This is a genomic window from Plantactinospora solaniradicis (assembly GCF_042658085.1).
Classification (GTDB): domain Bacteria; phylum Actinomycetota; class Actinomycetes; order Mycobacteriales; family Micromonosporaceae; genus Plantactinospora; species Plantactinospora solaniradicis.
Window position 1 is genome coordinate 778927 of the sequence record NZ_JBHSPR010000010.1, and the last position, 16261, is coordinate 795187.

The 16261-nt window shown below is 67.2% G+C and carries 11 protein-coding genes; 6 read left to right on the plus strand and 5 right to left on the minus strand.

From position 1 onward, the window contains the following. Window positions 1–10: 10 nt before the first annotated feature. The gene (locus ACFP2T_RS16040; protein WP_377422188.1) at window positions 11–2710 is read right to left on the minus strand and encodes an RICIN domain-containing protein; all 2700 of its coding nucleotides are present in this window, start codon (window positions 2708–2710) and stop codon (window positions 11–13) included. 313 nt (window positions 2711–3023) lie between these two features. Then, complete coding sequence (locus ACFP2T_RS16045) at window positions 3024–5525, minus strand: non-reducing end alpha-L-arabinofuranosidase family hydrolase (protein WP_377422189.1); 2502 nt, start codon at window positions 5523–5525, stop codon at window positions 3024–3026. A 553-nt stretch (window positions 5526–6078) separates the two neighbouring features. Here ACFP2T_RS16045 and ACFP2T_RS16050 point away from each other — a divergent pair. The 3 genes from ACFP2T_RS16050 (at window position 6079) to ACFP2T_RS16060 (ending at window position 9770) form a co-directional block, all read left to right on the plus strand. Continuing rightward, complete coding sequence (locus ACFP2T_RS16050; protein WP_377422191.1) at window positions 6079–6627, plus strand: AAA family ATPase; 549 nt, start codon at window positions 6079–6081, stop codon at window positions 6625–6627. A gap of 903 nt (window positions 6628–7530) precedes the next feature. Further along, window positions 7531–9252, plus strand: a complete 1722-nt coding sequence (locus ACFP2T_RS16055; protein WP_377422193.1) for a PHP domain-containing protein — start codon at window positions 7531–7533, stop codon at window positions 9250–9252. Next, window positions 9249–9770, plus strand: a complete 522-nt coding sequence (locus tag ACFP2T_RS16060) for a hypothetical protein (protein ID WP_377422195.1) — start codon at window positions 9249–9251, stop codon at window positions 9768–9770. The genes ACFP2T_RS16055 and ACFP2T_RS16060 overlap by 4 nt, the downstream gene beginning before the upstream one ends. A gap of 175 nt (window positions 9771–9945) precedes the next feature. On the opposite strand, the gene ACFP2T_RS16065 is transcribed toward ACFP2T_RS16060, so the two are convergent. Further along, on the minus strand, window positions 9946–10632 hold the full coding sequence (locus ACFP2T_RS16065) for a hypothetical protein (RefSeq protein WP_377422197.1): 687 nt from the start codon (window positions 10630–10632) through the stop codon (window positions 9946–9948). 813 nt (window positions 10633–11445) lie between these two features. Here ACFP2T_RS16065 and ACFP2T_RS16070 point away from each other — a divergent pair. The 3 genes from ACFP2T_RS16070 to ACFP2T_RS16080 are packed head-to-tail and all read left to right on the plus strand — an operon-like array spanning window position 11446 to window position 14283. Continuing rightward, on the plus strand, window positions 11446–12465 hold the full coding sequence (locus ACFP2T_RS16070; RefSeq protein ID WP_377422199.1) for a FecCD family ABC transporter permease: 1020 nt from the start codon (window positions 11446–11448) through the stop codon (window positions 12463–12465). Between the two features lie 2 nt (window positions 12466–12467). Further along, the gene (locus ACFP2T_RS16075; RefSeq protein ID WP_377422201.1) at window positions 12468–13268 is read left to right on the plus strand and encodes an ABC transporter ATP-binding protein; all 801 of its coding nucleotides are present in this window, start codon (window positions 12468–12470) and stop codon (window positions 13266–13268) included. 10 nt (window positions 13269–13278) lie between these two features. Continuing rightward, window positions 13279–14283, plus strand: a complete 1005-nt coding sequence (locus ACFP2T_RS16080) for an ABC transporter substrate-binding protein (RefSeq protein WP_377422203.1) — start codon at window positions 13279–13281, stop codon at window positions 14281–14283. Between the two features lie 44 nt (window positions 14284–14327). On the opposite strand, the gene ACFP2T_RS16085 is transcribed toward ACFP2T_RS16080, so the two are convergent. Both ACFP2T_RS16085 and ACFP2T_RS16090 read right to left on the minus strand, forming a co-directional pair. Further along, entirely contained in the window at window positions 14328–15056 is a 729-nt protein-coding gene (locus ACFP2T_RS16085; protein WP_377422205.1) for a TIGR03943 family putative permease subunit, read from the minus strand. Then, complete coding sequence (locus tag ACFP2T_RS16090; protein WP_377422207.1) at window positions 15053–16027, minus strand: permease; 975 nt, start codon at window positions 16025–16027, stop codon at window positions 15053–15055. The genes ACFP2T_RS16085 and ACFP2T_RS16090 overlap by 4 nt, the downstream gene beginning before the upstream one ends. Window positions 16028–16261: the final 234 nt, after the last annotated feature.

Genomic DNA, 16261 nt, shown 5'->3' on the forward strand with positions numbered 1-16261 from the left:
GTCTGGTGGTTCAGTTGCGTGGGCTCCACTGCTGGTTCGCACCGCCGTTGCACGACCAAAGGATGATCTTTGTCCCGTTGCCGGTGGCAGCGCCATCGGCATCGAGACACAGCCCGGACTGGACGTTCGTGACGGTGCCGCCAGCGTTGACGTTCCACTGCTGGTTGAGTCCGCCATGGCAGTCCCAGATGACGACCGTGGTGCCGTTGGTCGTGCCCGCCCCGTACGCGTCCAGGCACTTGTTGCCGTACACGGTCAGCTGCCTGCTCGCGGTGTGGGTCCACCGCTGATTCGTGCTGCCGGAGCAGTCCCAGAGCTGCGCCTGAGCGCCGTTGGCGGTCGTGCCGCCAGGCACCTCGACGCACCGGCCCGACTGGCCGCCCACGAGCTGTACGTTCTGTAGGCCGCCGCCGCTGCTCTGCTGCCTGACGATCGACGTGGACTCGGCTGATCGATTGCCCTGCGCGTCGAGGACGTAGAGCCGGTACTCACCCGCCGACGTGGGGACAGCGATGGAGGTGGCGGTTCCGGCTGCCCTGGTCATCGTCGGGCCCGCGACGAAGGTGGTCGTACCGGAGGGCGCCAACCAGACCGTCCTGGTCGCGTCGCCGGTGCCTCGAATCGGAATCGACGACGTTCCGCCGCCGACAAACGTGCTGGCCGGCAACACGTAGTCCGGCATGGAGAGATTGCTCGGCGGGATGATGTCCCGGAAGGAGTCCTCGAGTCCGGAGTTCACGGCGATGCCATAGGCCGCCGCCGGCCAGACGTAGTCGGAGGAGACGAGAATATCGTGGATGGTGCTGTTGGGCAGGTTCTTTTCGGACACCTTGTTGATCGGGCCGTATATCTGCGTGATGCTCAGATCGTGCTTGCGCCCGAAGTCGTCCGAGTTGATAAGCCAGGTGATATTCTTGTCCACGCTCAGGACATTGTCCCGGAACGTTATGTACGCCGAGCCCTCGTCCGGGTGAAGTCCATACTTGTGGCCGGCCGGAACGCCTTGCAGATAATTGTTGTTGATTGTGGTTCCCGGCTGACTGCCCAGGGTATAGATGGGAGCCGTGTCGCTGAGGCGCTGCACCGTGTCGATGATGTGGTTGTAGCTGATGTTGTTGTTTCTCGCCGTCGTGGTAGGTCGGTTGGGTACGATCGAGCCGGATGATCCGTCGAAGTTCCACCATCCCCAACCGAGCGTTATGCCCGACCACGGAGCCTTCTCGATACGGTTGCGTTGGACCGTGAGGGTATCGACGAAGTACGCCGAGATGGGGCTGTGCCCGTTGAACAGGACCGCACTGTCGTAGACGTAGTTGTTCCTGATGTCGATGTTCTTCGGCAGCCCTTCGACCTGGGGGGAATACTTCTCGCGATTGGTCGAGGTGTGGTCTCCGATGTAGACGTGCTGGGGATGGCCCACGGTGATAGCGGACCCAGCGATGTCATTGGTGTAGTTCCCGACCAACTGCGTGCCCTGCACGTCGTTGATCATGTTGATCCCGTCGGCGCCGGTGTGCTGGACCCGGTTCCGCAGCAGGACGATGCCGTCGGCGTTCTGCACGTCGATGATGCCGGGGGTAACGTCGACGTTGCGGTAGTAGTAGACGTGGAAGTTCCCCTTCGCATACGCCTGCGCGCCCAGATTGCCCTGTTGCGCCTGTTTGAACGCGGAACCGGCAACGTTGAACAGGTTCCAGTCGGAGTGCTGCACGGTCAGGCCGGAGAACGTGATGTTACGCGCGTGGCTGCTCGTCGAGGTGCCGGCGATCCGCAGTACGGTGGACACGTTGTTCGGTGCGAATACCGTCGCGGTCGACATGTTTTCGGTGCTGCTCTTGTAGTAGTACAGCGTCCGGCTGGTCTTGTCGAAGTAGAACTCGCCCGCCGCGTCCAGGAACTCGTAGGCGTTCATGACCTTGTGGGTGCCGCCGACCTGGGCGTTACCGTTGTACGCGCCCTGGGCGATGGCCGCACCTGGTTGCTGGAACAGCGCCACGCGGTTCGCGCCATCGGCACTGGTGGTCACCTGGCGGACTCCCACGATGGCGGTGGTCCAGGTGGTCCCCGTTTCGATCTCGATATCATCCTGATTGCGGGCGACAGCAGGGAAGTCGGACATGCTGTACTTGGCACCATCGCACTGCGACCCTGATTCCCAGGCCCACGCGGCTTGCCCGGCCGTGATGTTGTAGGTTCCGTAGCATCCCGCCGAGCTAATCGTCTTCGAGGCCATATGGGCACGCTTGTCGTTGACGTAGAGCGTACGCAGCTTGTTGGCCCGATCGAGCGGCGCTTTCCAGATGTTACCGCTGTGCTGGGTCCACCCGGTCACCTGAACACCGCCGTCGAGAACTGGCGTCTCGTTGGGATAGGCAGCATATATGACCCGGTAGCCATTGGTGCCAGAGTCGCCCGACCCGAACTCGATCGTGCTGCCTACCGGATAACTTCCGCCGCGAAGGTACACGTAGATGTCGCCGGTCATATTCGTATTTACCGTGCGAACGACGTCCCGCGCGCGTTGCACGGTTCTAAATGGGGATGTGATCGTTCCTGGATTGGCGTCGTTACCGTCCGGAGCGACATAGTAGGTCGCCTGGGCCGCCGCCGAGGCCGGCATCTGATCCGTAACTACGGCCGGCAACGTGGCGGAGACGAGCACCGCGACTGCCAGCAACGAGGTCCTGACGGTGGAAAGGGCTGACTTCACGTGTTGTTCCTTTCACTTGCCCCGACAGGGCGTGTTCGGCGGGCAGCCCGTCCCTCCACCACCATCCGACAGCCGAACCACGGTACGGGTCGAGTGGACCGGAGGTGGTCATGGACAGCGACGATGCCCACGCCTGCCTGAAGCGACGAGTACGGACAGCGACCCTTCGGAAGGGCGGGCTCGGCCTGTGCCGAGCCCGCCGCTCCAGATCCATTCGATCCTGACCACGAGCCGTGTGAACGTTCGCCAGGTTCGGCGTTCGCCCGTTTCCCGCGAAGGTCAGGAACACCCGGGCTGGGCCTGCGTGACGCCACTAGCGTTGCAGCGTCAGCAGACCCGGCCGGTACGGCAGGAGTCCGTAGTCGCCGCCGGAACTGGGGGAACGCCCCTGGTAGAGCAACTGCAGGTTGCAGGCGTCCACGGTCATCGTCTGATCGGCGTTGCTGCGGATCAGCTCGCCGTGGCTGATGTCGTTGGTCCAGGTGGCGCCGCTGTTGGCCTTGCCGGCGAAGGGATTGCTCTCGCTTGCGGCCTGCGGTGTCCACGAACCGCCCAGACTGCTGGACGTGAACGACCGGAAGTAGCGCCCCTGCGAGCCGATCGCCTCGACGAGCATCAGGTACTGGTTCTGGCCCTGGATCTTGTAGACCTGGACCCCTTCGAACAGGTTGTTCGTCGAGTCACTCATGATCACCGTCGAGGACGAGCCGAAGCTGCCCGGGAAGTTCCCGATGGGCATGCTGGCCCGGTAGATGTTGCCGTTGTCCCCGGCGAAGAACAGGTACATGTTCGTGCCGTCACCGATGACCGCCTGGTCGATGGGTCCGGTGCTGGAGTTGGAGATGCTCCCCGAGAACAGCGTCTGCGGCGACGACCAACCGTTCGCGTTGGTGGGGTCGCTCGACGTCCGGTAGGAGAACGCGGGCCCACCCCACTGGTAGGCCAGCACCCAGATGTTCCGCGGGGCGAAGTAGAAGAGCGAAGGCGCGACGGTGCCCGAAGACATCGCGTTCTGGCTCGCCGAGCCCATCTCGGACCAGTTCGAGAAGAGGCCGAAGTTCATCGAGCCCCACGTGGTTCCCGTGTCGTGCGTCGTGGCGTAGACGAGATGCCTGCCGTTGTAGGGGGCGTAGGTGAAGTCCTTGAGCGAGACCCACCCCGACCTCGGGGTCGCCAGTTGGCCCGTGGATGACCAGCGGTACGACGACGGAAGGGAGCATCCACCGCCCGTCGGTGTCGGTGTCGGCGTCACACTGGCCGTCGGCGTCGGCGTCGGGTCGGTGGATCCGCCGACCTGGATCAGTTGCCACTGCTGGTTCGTGCCGCCGTGGTCGGTGTACTGCACCACCCGTCCACCGTCGGCGGTGGACGCGTTCTGGACCTCCACCGCCTTGTTACTGCCCTGGTTGATCAAACGGTAGTACCCGCCGGAGTCGGCCACCCGGAACTGCTGGTTCGACCCGCCGTGCTCCGTGTACTGCACGATCGCGCCACCATCGGCGGTCGAGTAGTTGGACACGTCCAGCACCTTGCCCGAGTGCCGTGCCCGGATCCGGTAGTAGCCGTTGCCGGAGTCGGCGAACTGCCACTGCTGGTTCTGCCCGCCCGAGCGGGCGTACTGCTGGATGCAGGCGTTGTCGGCCGTGGAGACCCCACACACGTCCAGGAACTTACCGCTGTTGCGGTTCACCACCTCGTACCACGCGTTCGAGTTGATCGGGCCCGACCCGGTGGGAGTCGGCTGTGGGGTGGTCGTGGCCGGCGGGGTGGTGGGCACGGGGGTGCCGCTGTTCAACGCCTCGAGGGTGGACGTGTACGCGGCCTTCTTGTTGCCGTTGCACTCGAACAGCAGCGGGGTGCCACTGGAACGCCACGAGTCGCAGTCCCGCACGCCCCACACCGTGATGCCCTTGCAGCGAGGAACGGCGAGGCAGTCGTTGACCACGTTGCGGTAGGTGGTCGCCTGCGAACTGCCCGAACCCTCGATGTCCAACTCGGTGATCTGCACGTCCACACCGAGAGCGGCGAAACTCGACAACGTGGTGCGGTAGTTGCTCGCATACGGCGAGTTGGCGTTGAAGTGCGATTGGAAACCGACACAGTCGATCGGCACACCGCGCTGCTTGAAGTCCTGCACCATCCGGTAGACGGCCTGGGTCTTGGCCCAACTCCAGTTGTCGGTGTTGTAGTCGTTGTAGCACAGCTTCGCGTTCGGGTCCGCCGCGTCCGCGGCCCGGAACGCCGCCTCGATCCAGTCGTTGCCCGTACGCTGCAGGTTCGAGTTGCGACGCGCGCCGCTGTTGCCGTCGTCGAACGCCTCGTTCACCACGTCCCAGGCCACAACCTTGCCCCGGTAGTACGTGGCCACCCGGGTGACGTGGTTGAGCATCGCCGAGCGCAGCGCGCTGCCCTCCATGCCCTGCATCCAGCCCGGCTGTTGCGAGTGCCAGGCCAGGGTGTGCCCACGCACCTGCCAACCCCGACTCAGGGCGTGGTTGACGATTCGGTCGGCGTTACCGAAAGTGAAGTTGTTCTGCTGCGGCTCGGTCGCGTCGATCTTCATCTCGTTCTCGGCGGTGACGCTGTTGAACTCCCGATTCAAGATCGTCGTGTACGCACTGTCGCCCAACCTGCCGCCAGCGACCGCGGCGCCGAAGTACCGGCCCGACTGGGCTGCGGCCGCGCCGAGGGTAGCCTCGGCGGCCTGGGCGAGATTGGGTAGTAGCGATACGGTCAGGGTCGCAACTATCGCGGCGAATCCGGAAACCACGAGTGCTCGGAATCGACGCCCGGAGGGACGGGTCCGGGAGATCATTCTGATCCTCCAGTTGTGGGATAACGACGTTCCGGCGCTGTTCGGGTAAGGGCTCGCCCAACTCGCGAGGTCGGCCATACTGCCCCGTACGCCCGACCGGCGGGGACCGCGACAGGACGTGGGCCGATTCGGGTTCCGGAAGAGCACCGGGTGGTTATGGTGAGTGATCCCCAGTCGACCGACCGGACGGTTGGTCGTGGAACGTATCGACCTTCTGGGGTGGCGGACTGATTCAGCGTCGCGGAGCCATGGGCGCTCGCCAGGCGGACGGACCTCCAGAGGGTAGAAAGATCATGTTAGCGGTCACATCGATGGATGGCTTTAGGCTGACAGACTGTTCCGGGTTTCTCAACCGAAAGTTTCGGTTATTTACCGGTACTTCCGAAGGTCGGCGTCGGCTCGCCCGAGGCATCCCCTCGACGAGCCGTGCGGCCATCGACTGACGCCAGTGACACCCGCAGCAATTGGCCGACTACGGAACGCATCACTATCACTCTGTTCGCCGCCCATCGAGTGCGCCGGCGCCACGCCACGCCCAGGAGGATCTGCCGCTATGCGGCGATACATCATCACCGGCGCGCCGGGCGCCGGCAAGACAACGATCCTGGCGGCGCTGCGGGGCCGCGGATACGCCGTGGTCGACGAGGCGGCGACCGACGTCAACGTCCACCTGCAAGCCCTGGGCCGCGACGAGGCGTGGCGCGATCCGGGGTTCATCGACGCGATCACGCTCCTCCAGCGGGAGCGTCTGGAGCAACCCGCACCGCCGGCAACCACGGTCCAGATCTTCGACCGGTCGCCGATCTGCACGCTCGCGCTGGCCCGCTACCTCGGCCTGCCGGTAACGCCGATCCTGATGAAGGAGGTTGACCGCGCGACCGCGGAGGGGATCTATCAGCCTCGGGTCTTCTTCGTTCATCTGCTCGGGTTCATCAGACCGACAGCGGTGCGCCGGATCAGCCTCGCGCAGTCGGTCACGTTCGAGCGGGTTCACCAGCAGGCGTACCGGAACCACGGCTTTGAGCTGGTCGACGTACCCGCCGGAACCGTCGAGGAACGCGTGGAACTCATCGACGGGTGCATCCGGTCCTGGGCCGAGTAGTCCGCTCGCTCCACCCGCCCTGCCCTCGGCACGTAATCCCGCCATCCGTCTGGATGCCTTGTGATGGATCTACGCCACTCGTGCGCGACGCTGCGCTACGAGCAGGGCGTACCGATGAGGCCTGACGTTGGGATCAGAAAGGGGTCAGGGGCGGTCGCAGTGGACCGCCCCTGGATCGTTCTCGCTGGTGCGCCGCCAGGGACTCGAACCCCGAACCCGCGGATTAAGAGAAGGCGTCACATTCACGGCCGGCCACGACTGTGTTGGCCGGACCGGTCGGGCGTGTTTCGCCAACGGCGTTTGCGAGACACATCCCGACGAGGGCGCAACGCCTCCCGCAGACGGGCCGACGTCGCCGACCCTGACCACTTCCGACTTTGGGAAGAGGTCGTCTCCACGACACGAGCCGGCCGGAGGGCAGGACGGATCCAGATCGTGGAAGTCTCCCGCGGAGATGAGGTATCGACGGAAAGCTGGCCAGTCCGAAGCGCTCAACTCGGCGTCGGGCGGCTTGAGGCAGGAGTTGATGACCTGACCTGAGATGGCTGGCTCATTCGCTGCCAGGTCACCAACATCCTTGGCTGATCACGGTGGCAGAGTTGCAATAGTTTGGCAACAAGAAATAGTGGTTTTAACCTGCGGATCTTGTCTGCATAACCGCCTGGCAAGATGCTCGCCCGAAAGCACGGATGGCACCTTACGCGGGGTGTAACGCCAGGCGGCTGGTGCCATATACCGGCTGGTGACGGGCCTGGCGCTGTGCGTGGAGGTTGAATCGAACCGGTTCATTAGCCCACATGCTGGCAGTCGCATGTTCGCATGTGCGATGTCGGGGCGTCACCTGCTGTTCCTGCTACCGCACGAGGTTGGCGACGACGACTTCACCCTTTGAGGGAGCAGCACATGGGCCACGGCCACCCGCATCACCACGATCACGACCATGCGGCCGACGCGGACGTACCGCCAGCGCTTGACCTTTCCGTGCCGGACAGCGAACTGTCTCCCGCGGACGTCTCCCGCCGTGGTTTCCTGCGCCGCGCGGGTCTGCTCGGTGCCGGCGCCGCCGCTGCGGCGACCGTGCTGGGCGGCACGCCGGCGTTCGCGCACGACCACGGTGACGACGACCACGACCACGACCACGGTCGGGGTCACGACGGGGACTCCACGGGTGGGTTCAAGTGGCTCGCCGGTGACCACCACATCCACACGCAGTACAGCTCGGACGCTCAGTACCGGGTGATCGACCAGGCCCGGCACGCGCACGCGTACGGCTTGGACTGGATCGTCATCACCGACCACGGCAGCGTCGCGCATGCCAAGATCGGCGTGGAGAAGGTCAATCCGGACATCGTCGCGACGCGGGAGCAGATCAAGGACCTGCTCGTGTACCAGGGTATGGAGTGGAACATCCCGGCGGCCGAGCACGCCACGGTCTTCGTGCACCCGGGACGTAACGAGGTCGCTGTCCTGAAGGAGTTCGAGAACGCGTTCGACGGTTCTGTCAAGAACGCCGGTGGCTCGTCTCCGGCCAACGAGGCGCTCGCGATCGCCGGAATCAAGTTCCTCGGCGAGCAGGTCCGCCGCCGCCGCGTCGACGGGGCGCTCTTCCTGGCCAACCACCCGGCACGGCGCGGCATCGACTCGCCGCACGAGATCCGGGCCTGGCGCGACGCCGATCCGACCGTGGCGGTCGGCATGGAGGGTGCTCCCGGCCACCAGGCGGCCGGGCTGCCCCGAGCGACCCCGGGTCGCAACCGCGGTTACTACGACAACAGCCCGTCGGCGGATTCGTTCGCCGGCTACCCGGCGGAGAGCTACCGGACCTGGGGCGGCTACGACTGGATGACCGCCACCGTCGGTGGGCTCTGGGACAGCCTGCTCGCCGAGGGCAAGGCCTGGTGGATCAGCGCGAACTCGGACTCGCACGTCAACTACCTGGACACCTCGCAGCGGGGCCCGGACAGCAACTTCGACCTCAACGGCAAGTCCAACGACCCGGTGTACGGACCGCTGCTGACCGAGGCCGGCGACTACTGGCCGGGCCAGTACAGCCGTACCCACGTCGGCGCCAGCTCGTTCAGCTACAAGGCGGTCATGGACGGCCTCCGGGCCGGGCGGGTCTGGGTCGACCACGGCGGCCTGATCAAGGGCCTCGACGTACGGGCCCGCGTCGCCGGTGACCGCCGGGGGAACTCCGGGACGGCGCTCGGCGGCGTGCTACGGGTCAAGCGCGGCACGAACGTCGAGGTGACCATCGACATCGACCTGGCCGACACCCCGAACTGGTCGCAGTTCGTGCCGGTGCTGGCCCGCGTCGACCTGATCGCCGGCAAGGTCACCGGCGCGGTCTCCGACAAGGACACCTTCACCGCGCCGAACACCCGTGTCGTGAAGTCCTTCGAGGTCAACAAGCGCACCGGGCGGATCTCCTTCACCTACTCGTTCGGCCGCATCAACGAGCCGTTCTACCTGCGGGTACGCGGCACCGACGGCAAGCGCAGCCAGCCAGGCCTGATGGGCGCCGGGGTAGACCCGGTCGGTCCAGCCCTCGATGTGGCCGGCGCCGCCGACCCGTGGCAGGACCTGTGGTTCTACGCCAACCCGATCTGGGTCCTGCCGAGTTGATCACCGCCGCCTCGATGCTCGGGCTCAGCTTCGGGCATCGCACGGACCGGGAAGCCGAGCACTGGCTGCGCCAACACGTGCAGCCGCTCGGCCTGCCCGGGCTCGTCGCCTGTACACATCTGACGCAGGTGCCGTACCCGCACGTCGCGATCAGCCTGACCACCGACACCGATATTCCAGCCAGCCTGCCATCTACCGAACCCGGATACCGAGACGCCGCCGACCGCGCCGCCGCCGAACACACGGCCCGCCGGTCCGGCCGAGCGGTGTTCTTTCCCGGCGCGGAGCGGCTGGTGGGCACGCTGACCGTGAACGAGGTACTGGCCGTCAGCGCCATCGAGCGGGTGGTCCAGCTCGGCGGACTGCCGGTCGCACCCGAAACGCTCGTTGACACCCGGGACTTCGTCCGGCCGCAGTGGCGTGACGGGCAGCTGACCCTGGTCACGATGCCAGTGGCCGGAGGCCGGTTGGCGCCCTTCGAGGTGCCGGACCCGACCCCCTGCTGCACCGACCACTAGACCGTCGTGGTGGTTGCCGACCGAGCCCGGCCGGCAACCACCGACCAGGTCGCGGTCGTAGTGGCGGACCAGGTGCCGGTACTCCGGTCGAGCGCGCGAGTCCCGCTGACCGGTTCCTCGAGTGAGCGGGCAGGATCAGTGGTACGAATGCCGCGGCGGCTGGGATCGGCGCACCTTACTTGCCTTCCGGAGCACCGTCGGCGGTCAGCCCGTCCTGGCCCGGCACAGCGGGCAGGAAGACGTGGGCGTGTCCGTTGCCCGCGTCGATGTTGAGTACGTCGAGTTGGGTGGCGCCGGTCGACCAGGTGGCGACGGCGGCGTCTCGCTGGCGTCCGGCCAGCTCCAGTAGCTGCGGGCGAGCGGCGGCTGGCACGGCCAGCGCGGCCGCGTAGGTGTCGACGGCGATGTCGAGCGTCCGTACGGCTGCGGCCAACCCGGAGCGGGCGATGTTGACGCCCGTGCCGGCTGATGGTGGGTTGGCGAAGCCTTCGACGGCCTTGGCTGTCGTCGCTTGCCAGCCGGTCACATCAGTTCCGGCTGCGAGCGGTCCGGGCTCCCCGCCGATCGGCACCGCCGAGGCCAGCCCGTCGAGAACGGGTACGAGACTTTGCTGCACCAGTCTGGCCTGGGCGGTGAGGTCGACGATCTGGGCGGCGTCTCGCTGAGCCTCCTCGGCGCGCAGCTGCGCCACCTCGTCGGTCATGGCCGGATCGTCGCCGGCGGTGACCGCGCCGATCGGACCGGCGAGCAGGGCCCCGAGCGCGAACGCCAAGGCAAGTGACGCCAACCGGCGGCCGGTGGGCGTCTTGGCGACCGATGCGGGCCCGCGCGATTGCGGACGCAGCTTCGTACGGTTGCTCATCCCTCTCCTCCGCTGCCTGCTGGGACGGCCGCCGCCACAACCGCCCCGACCTGCTGTCCATACGCTGCGTTCCGCAGACCGGACTGGTCACTCATCCTATGCGGACGGGCGCGGCTGCGGACATCTCGATCGAGTTCGGACCGGCCGCCGTCGACGGGAACGTGGCAGATCCGGCCTGCCACCGGAATGTGTGGCCCCGGGATGCGGACGTAGGGGGGCTGCGGAGAGCTCGGGCTTGGACCTGGTCGCCCTCAACCGGCAGCCGCCACGGCTCCGACATCAGCCAGGCGGCGACCTCCTGCGCCGCCTTGATCTCGGAAATTCGGTCGCCGCCGCCGGTGGTCGCTTCCCGGCGGGCACCAGCAGCGCGTCGCCGCCCGGCTGGCCGGGCGACCGATCGTCGTCTTCGACGAGCCAGCTCCGGCATCGACCGCCGCCTCCCGACTTCGATCAGCGTGCTGGCTGTAGGCATGCGTGCGGCGGTGGCAATCCACCGAGCCTCGACCGCGTTGCGATTGGCGCCGAGTTCCGCTCCGCTGCGGCCTGCCCTCCCACTGCGGGCACCGGTGTGTGGGTCTCACGAAGCTGTCAAGGTCAGGACCCGATCGAGTGCTCGGGGCACTTGCCGCCGGCAGGAACGGTCGTGCTAGCGTCCGAACGAAAGCGAAAACCATTTCCTTTTGGCTAGGAGGTCTCGCCGTGCCGACGCACCCCCTCCGGGGCCGGGTGGTCCGGCAACCTGACCCGGTGAACGGCCGCGCCGCGTCAGGTCGAGGGGTGCGACGTACCTCCGGGGCTGCGGGACGCAATTTGGTGCTGATCGTTGGTCTGCTGTTGAGCGTCCTGCTTGTTTCCGTACCGGTGGTGATCGGGCTGGGCGCGGCGGTGATCCCACCTGCGGACACGGTTCGGTATCTGTGGGCTGGGCTCACTGGGGACACCATCACGGCCGACGAGGTGACCCGGTACCAGATCGTCTGGCAGATCCGGACCCCTCGGGTCTTGCTCGCGGCGTTGGTCGGCGCGGGCCTGGGCGCGGTCGGGGTCGCGGTGCAGTCGTTGGTGCGCAACGCGCTCGCCGACCCGTTCGTGCTCGGTGTCTCCTCCGGCGCGTCGGTCGGGGCGGTCGCGGTCACCGTGTCCGGCGGGCTCGCCTTCGCCGGTGTCTACGCGGTTTCCGCGGGTGCCTTCGTCGGCGCGCTCGTCGCCACCGCGCTGGTGTTCCTCGCCTCCTATAGCCGGGCCGGGCTCACTCCGCTGCGGCTGGTGTTGACCGGTGTGGTGATGTCGTTCGGCTTCCAGTCCGTCATGGCGATGATCATCTACTTTTCGCCGGACAGCGAGGCGACGAGCACCTTGTTGTTCTGGTCGATGGGCGGCTTCGGCGCGGCTACCTGGGGGGTACTGCCGCCGGTCGCCGTGGCGGTGATCGCCGGAACGCTGCTGCTGCATCATCGGAGCCGAACGCTCGACGTGATGACGTTCGGGGACGAGACCGCGGCGAGTCTCGGCGTCGACAGCACCCGGGTCCGTACCAGCCTGTTCGTGCTCACCTCACTGGTCACCGGCGTGATGGTCGCGGTCAGCGGGGCAATCGCCTTCGTTGGCTTGGTCCTGCCGCACCTGGTCCGGATCGTGGTGGGCGCGCCCCACAGCCGAGTCCTGGTGGTGACGCCTGTTGCCGGGGCGCTGTTCATGGTCTGGGTCGACCTGCTCGCACGAACCGTGGTCGCTCCCCGGGAGCTTCCACTGGGTGTGATCACCGCACTGGTCGGAGTTCCGGCGTTCATCGCGCTGATGCGTCGGCGGGGCTACCTGTTCGGCGGTCGTTGACGATGGATCTGCATTTGGACGCCGTCACGGTCGCGGTCGACGGTCACCTGCTCGTCCGCGAGCTGTCCCTGACCGTCGGCCGGGGACAGACGGTGGGGCTGGTCGGGCCTAACGGCTCCGGCAAGTCCACCGCGCTGCGCTGTGTCTACCGGGCGCTACGGCCGAGCCGAGGTGTGGTGCGCGCCGGTGGCGAGGACCTCGCCACTGTGCCGCGGCGCAAGAGCGCCCGGTGGATAGCCGCGCTCGCTCAGGACGGCGGTACCGATCTCGACTTCACCGTCGCGGAGGTCGTCGCCATGGGCCGTACGCCGCACCTGCGCGGCAACCGGGCACTCAGCGGCCGGGAGCGGGAACTGTGTGACCAGGCCATGGCGCAGCTCGACATCGCCCATCTCGCCGACCGGGGCGTACTCAGCCTCTCCGGCGGCGAGCGTCAACGGGTCCTCGTGGCCCGAGCGCTCGTCCAGGAGCCCAAGATCCTGGTCCTCGACGAACCGACCAACCACCTGGACGTTCGACACCAGATCGAGCTGCTCTCCCTGCTTAAGGGCACCTCACTGACGGTCCTGGTGGTCCTGCACGACCTGAACCTCGCCGCCGCGACGTGCGACCGGATCGGCGTGCTCTCCGGCGGGCAGCTCTTCGCCGCCGGCACGCCCGCAGAGGTCTTCACCGCCGACCTCGTGCGGAACGTCTTCGGAGTGGCCGCCACCGTCGTCACTCACCCCCTGACCGGCGACCCTCAGTTGCTGTATTCCCTCGCGTCAGCCAACACCTCGCACCCAACACCGATCGGAGAGTGACCGTATCGTGATGCCGACCCCGCACCACCGGGCCGCGACCGTCCGTGGCACCGCTACCGGCCTGATCGCCGTTCTAGCGTTGTCCGCCTGCGGAGCCACCGTCGAGGAGCCCGTTGACCCGGATCGGAAGGTGATCGTGCAGCGCTGTGGCGAGGAGGTCGAATACGCCACCCCGCGGCGGGCCGTCGTCTACGAGGGCGGCAGTGCCGACAAGATGTTCGCGCTCGGTCTCACCGATCATGTCCACGGGTATGTGATGCCGCCGGCCAATCCGCCGGTGACCGAGTCACCCTGGGCGCAGGAGTACGCGAAGGTGGAGTTCCTCAGTGACGACCTGCTCAACCGGGAGCTGGTCGTGGACACCAAGGCCGACTTGGTGGTCGCCGGCTGGGGCTCCGGCTTCAGCGACAAGCGGGGAATCACTCCGGAGATCCTCGATGGCCTCAACATCCAGAGCTTTATCCACACCGAATCCTGCTTCAACTACCCGGGCTTTCCGCAGCGGACGACCCCGTTCGAGGGTCTCTACACCGACCTCGAACGCCTTGGCCGGATCTTCGGCGTCGAGGCGCGGGCAACCGAGGTCGTGCAGGGCTTCCGGCAGCGCGTCGAGGCGGTGCGGGCACAGACGACCGGCACGGACCGGACGCCGGTATTTTTATACGACTCGGGCACCGACCAGCCGTTCACCGCCGGCCGGCAGGTGCCGCCGACCGACATCATCTCGTTCGCCGGCGCCCGGAACATCTTCGAGCAGCTCGACTCACGGTGGACCCAGGTGAGCTGGGAGGCCGTCGTCCAAGGCCAGCCGGAGATCATCGTCATCCTCGACTACGGCGACCAGCCGGCCCAGGAAAAGATCAACTTTCTGAAGACCTTCCCCACCACCAGGAAATTGCCCGCCGTCGTCAACGACCGGTTCTTCGTCCTCGACTACAACGAGGGAATTAGCGGACCACGCAACATCGACGGTCTGGAGAAGTTCGCCGGATACCTCCGGAGCCTCCGACCCTGACCCCGCTGACGAATCTCGCCCCCGGCCATGCCGACGCCCGGGAACTACTCGTACGGTTGCTTCGGCGGCTCGACGCGCCGCCACGACTCGACGTGCAGATAGGGGATGTCCACGTCGCTGACCGGGTCCTTGCCGAGCTGCGTGGAGTACCGGCCGACCACCTGCACCCAGGTGTCCGGCGGCAGCCCGCTCGGCCGGTCCCCGGACATGCCGAGTTTGATCGGCCGGCCGTCGGCGGCGCAGCACGAGAGGATCATCCGGGCCAGGATCGGTTCCCCGTCGGGTCCGGGCGCGACGAACCCGGTGAGCTGGACCCGACGGTCGACCAGCGAGACGCCCTGATCGAAGATGGCCCGCCCGGCGTAGTCCAGCAAGGTGATCGGCACCGGATCGCCGGCCGGCAGCGGCGGATACCCGCCCGAGTCCTCGCCGACCAACGCCGTCCCGGACTGCCCGACCGCGTACGACCCGAGGGCCGGCGGCGAGACCAGCAGCAGCCCGAGCACGGGCAGCAGCAGCAGCCAGCCCACCCGAGGCTCGTGGTGGCCGTGCCCGTCGTCGTCACCGTGCTGCTCGTGCTCGTGCTCCCGGCCCCGGCGCCGCAGGTCGTACCAGAGGGTCATCACCCCGGCCACCACCAGCAGCGCCCCGGCGGCGACCAGGAACGGCCACAGCCCCTCCTTGACGTACCGCAGGTAGACATCGGTGAGGCTGGCCTTGAGCACCGCCCCACCGAGCAGCAACAGCAGCACCGCCTGCGCCTGCCGGTTCACAGCACCACCGCCCCCACTCCCACGGCCACCAGCACGGCCACGACGAACGTCGCCGGAGCGAACCGGGCCGCGAACCGGCGGCCGAAGACACCGGTCTGCATCGAGATCAGCTTCAAATCGACCATCGGCCCGACGACCAGAAACACCAACCGCGCGGAGAGCGAGAACTGCGACAGCGAGGCGGCCACGAAGGCATCGGCCTCGGAACAGATCGACAGCAGCACCGCGAGTACGGCCAGCGCCAGCACCGACAGCACCGGGTTGTCGGCCAGCGTCTGCAACCACCGCTCCGGCACCAGCACGTTGATGCAGGCCGCCGCCATCGCGCCGAGCACCAGGAAGCCACCGGCGTGCACCACGTCGTGGCGTACCGCCGCCCAGAAGGCGCGACCCTTCGACAGGTCGTCCAGCTCCGGCCGGTGCGGCAGCCGGATCCAGTCGGCCCGGCCGAGCCGCAGCCAGAGCCAGCCCATCAGCATCGCGACGATCAGGCTCGCCACCGCCCGGCCGAGCACCATCTCCGGATTGTCCGGAAAGGCGACCGCGGTGGCGGCCAGCACGATCGGGTTGATCGCCGGAGCCGCGAGCAGGAACGCCAGCGCGGCGGCCGGGGTGACCCCGCGGCGGATCAGCGAACCGGCGATCGGCACCGACCCGCACTCGCAGCCCGGCAGCACCACGCCGGCCACGCTCGCCACCGGTACGGCCAGCGCCGGATGCCGGGGCAGCGCCCGCGCCCAGAACGACCGCGGCACGAAGACCGCGATCACCGCCGACAGCAGCACCCCGAAGACCAGAAACGGCACCGCCTGCACCATCACCGACACGAAGACCGTCGTCCAGGTCTGCAACCGGGGAGTCGAGATCACCGACGCCACCGGCCCCCGGAAGACGACCAGCAGCAGGAGCAGCCCGGCGAGCACCTCCACCGAGCCGAAGCGCCACCACCGGACCTCGTCGTCGGGCTTCACGGGTGGCGATTGCGTAGCGCCCGCCGGCTCAGCCACTGGTGGATCAGCCGTAGGAGGCACCAAGGCGCTGTCGTCCGGCGGGCGGTCCGGGGCGGTCACCCTGTCTGGCACGGTCAGGTGTCCTTCCGAGGGCTGAACTGGGCACCCATCATAGGCGGAACGTACGCCCCCCGGATCGGCTCAGTACCCGTTTGGATAGCTGTGCCGAACGGCCAGTGTCCGGTCCAAAGGCGT

Excerpts from the sequence above, each read along its gene's own strand:
- ACFP2T_RS16075 (WP_377422201.1), top strand. The coding sequence starts at position 12,468 with ATGGATCTGCATTTGGACGCCGTCACGGTCGCGGTCGACGGTCACCTG.
- ACFP2T_RS16050 (WP_377422191.1), top strand. The coding sequence starts at position 6,079 with ATGCGGCGATACATCATCACCGGCGCGCCGGGCGCCGGCAAGACAACG.
- ACFP2T_RS16065 (WP_377422197.1), bottom strand. The coding sequence starts at position 10,632 with ATGAGCAACCGTACGAAGCTGCGTCCGCAATCGCGCGGGCCCGCATCG.
- ACFP2T_RS16045 (WP_377422189.1), bottom strand. The coding sequence starts at position 5,525 with ATGATCTCCCGGACCCGTCCCTCCGGGCGTCGATTCCGAGCACTCGTG.
- ACFP2T_RS16080 (WP_377422203.1), top strand. The coding sequence starts at position 13,279 with ATGCCGACCCCGCACCACCGGGCCGCGACCGTCCGTGGCACCGCTACC.
- ACFP2T_RS16055 (WP_377422193.1), top strand. The coding sequence starts at position 7,531 with ATGGGCCACGGCCACCCGCATCACCACGATCACGACCATGCGGCCGAC.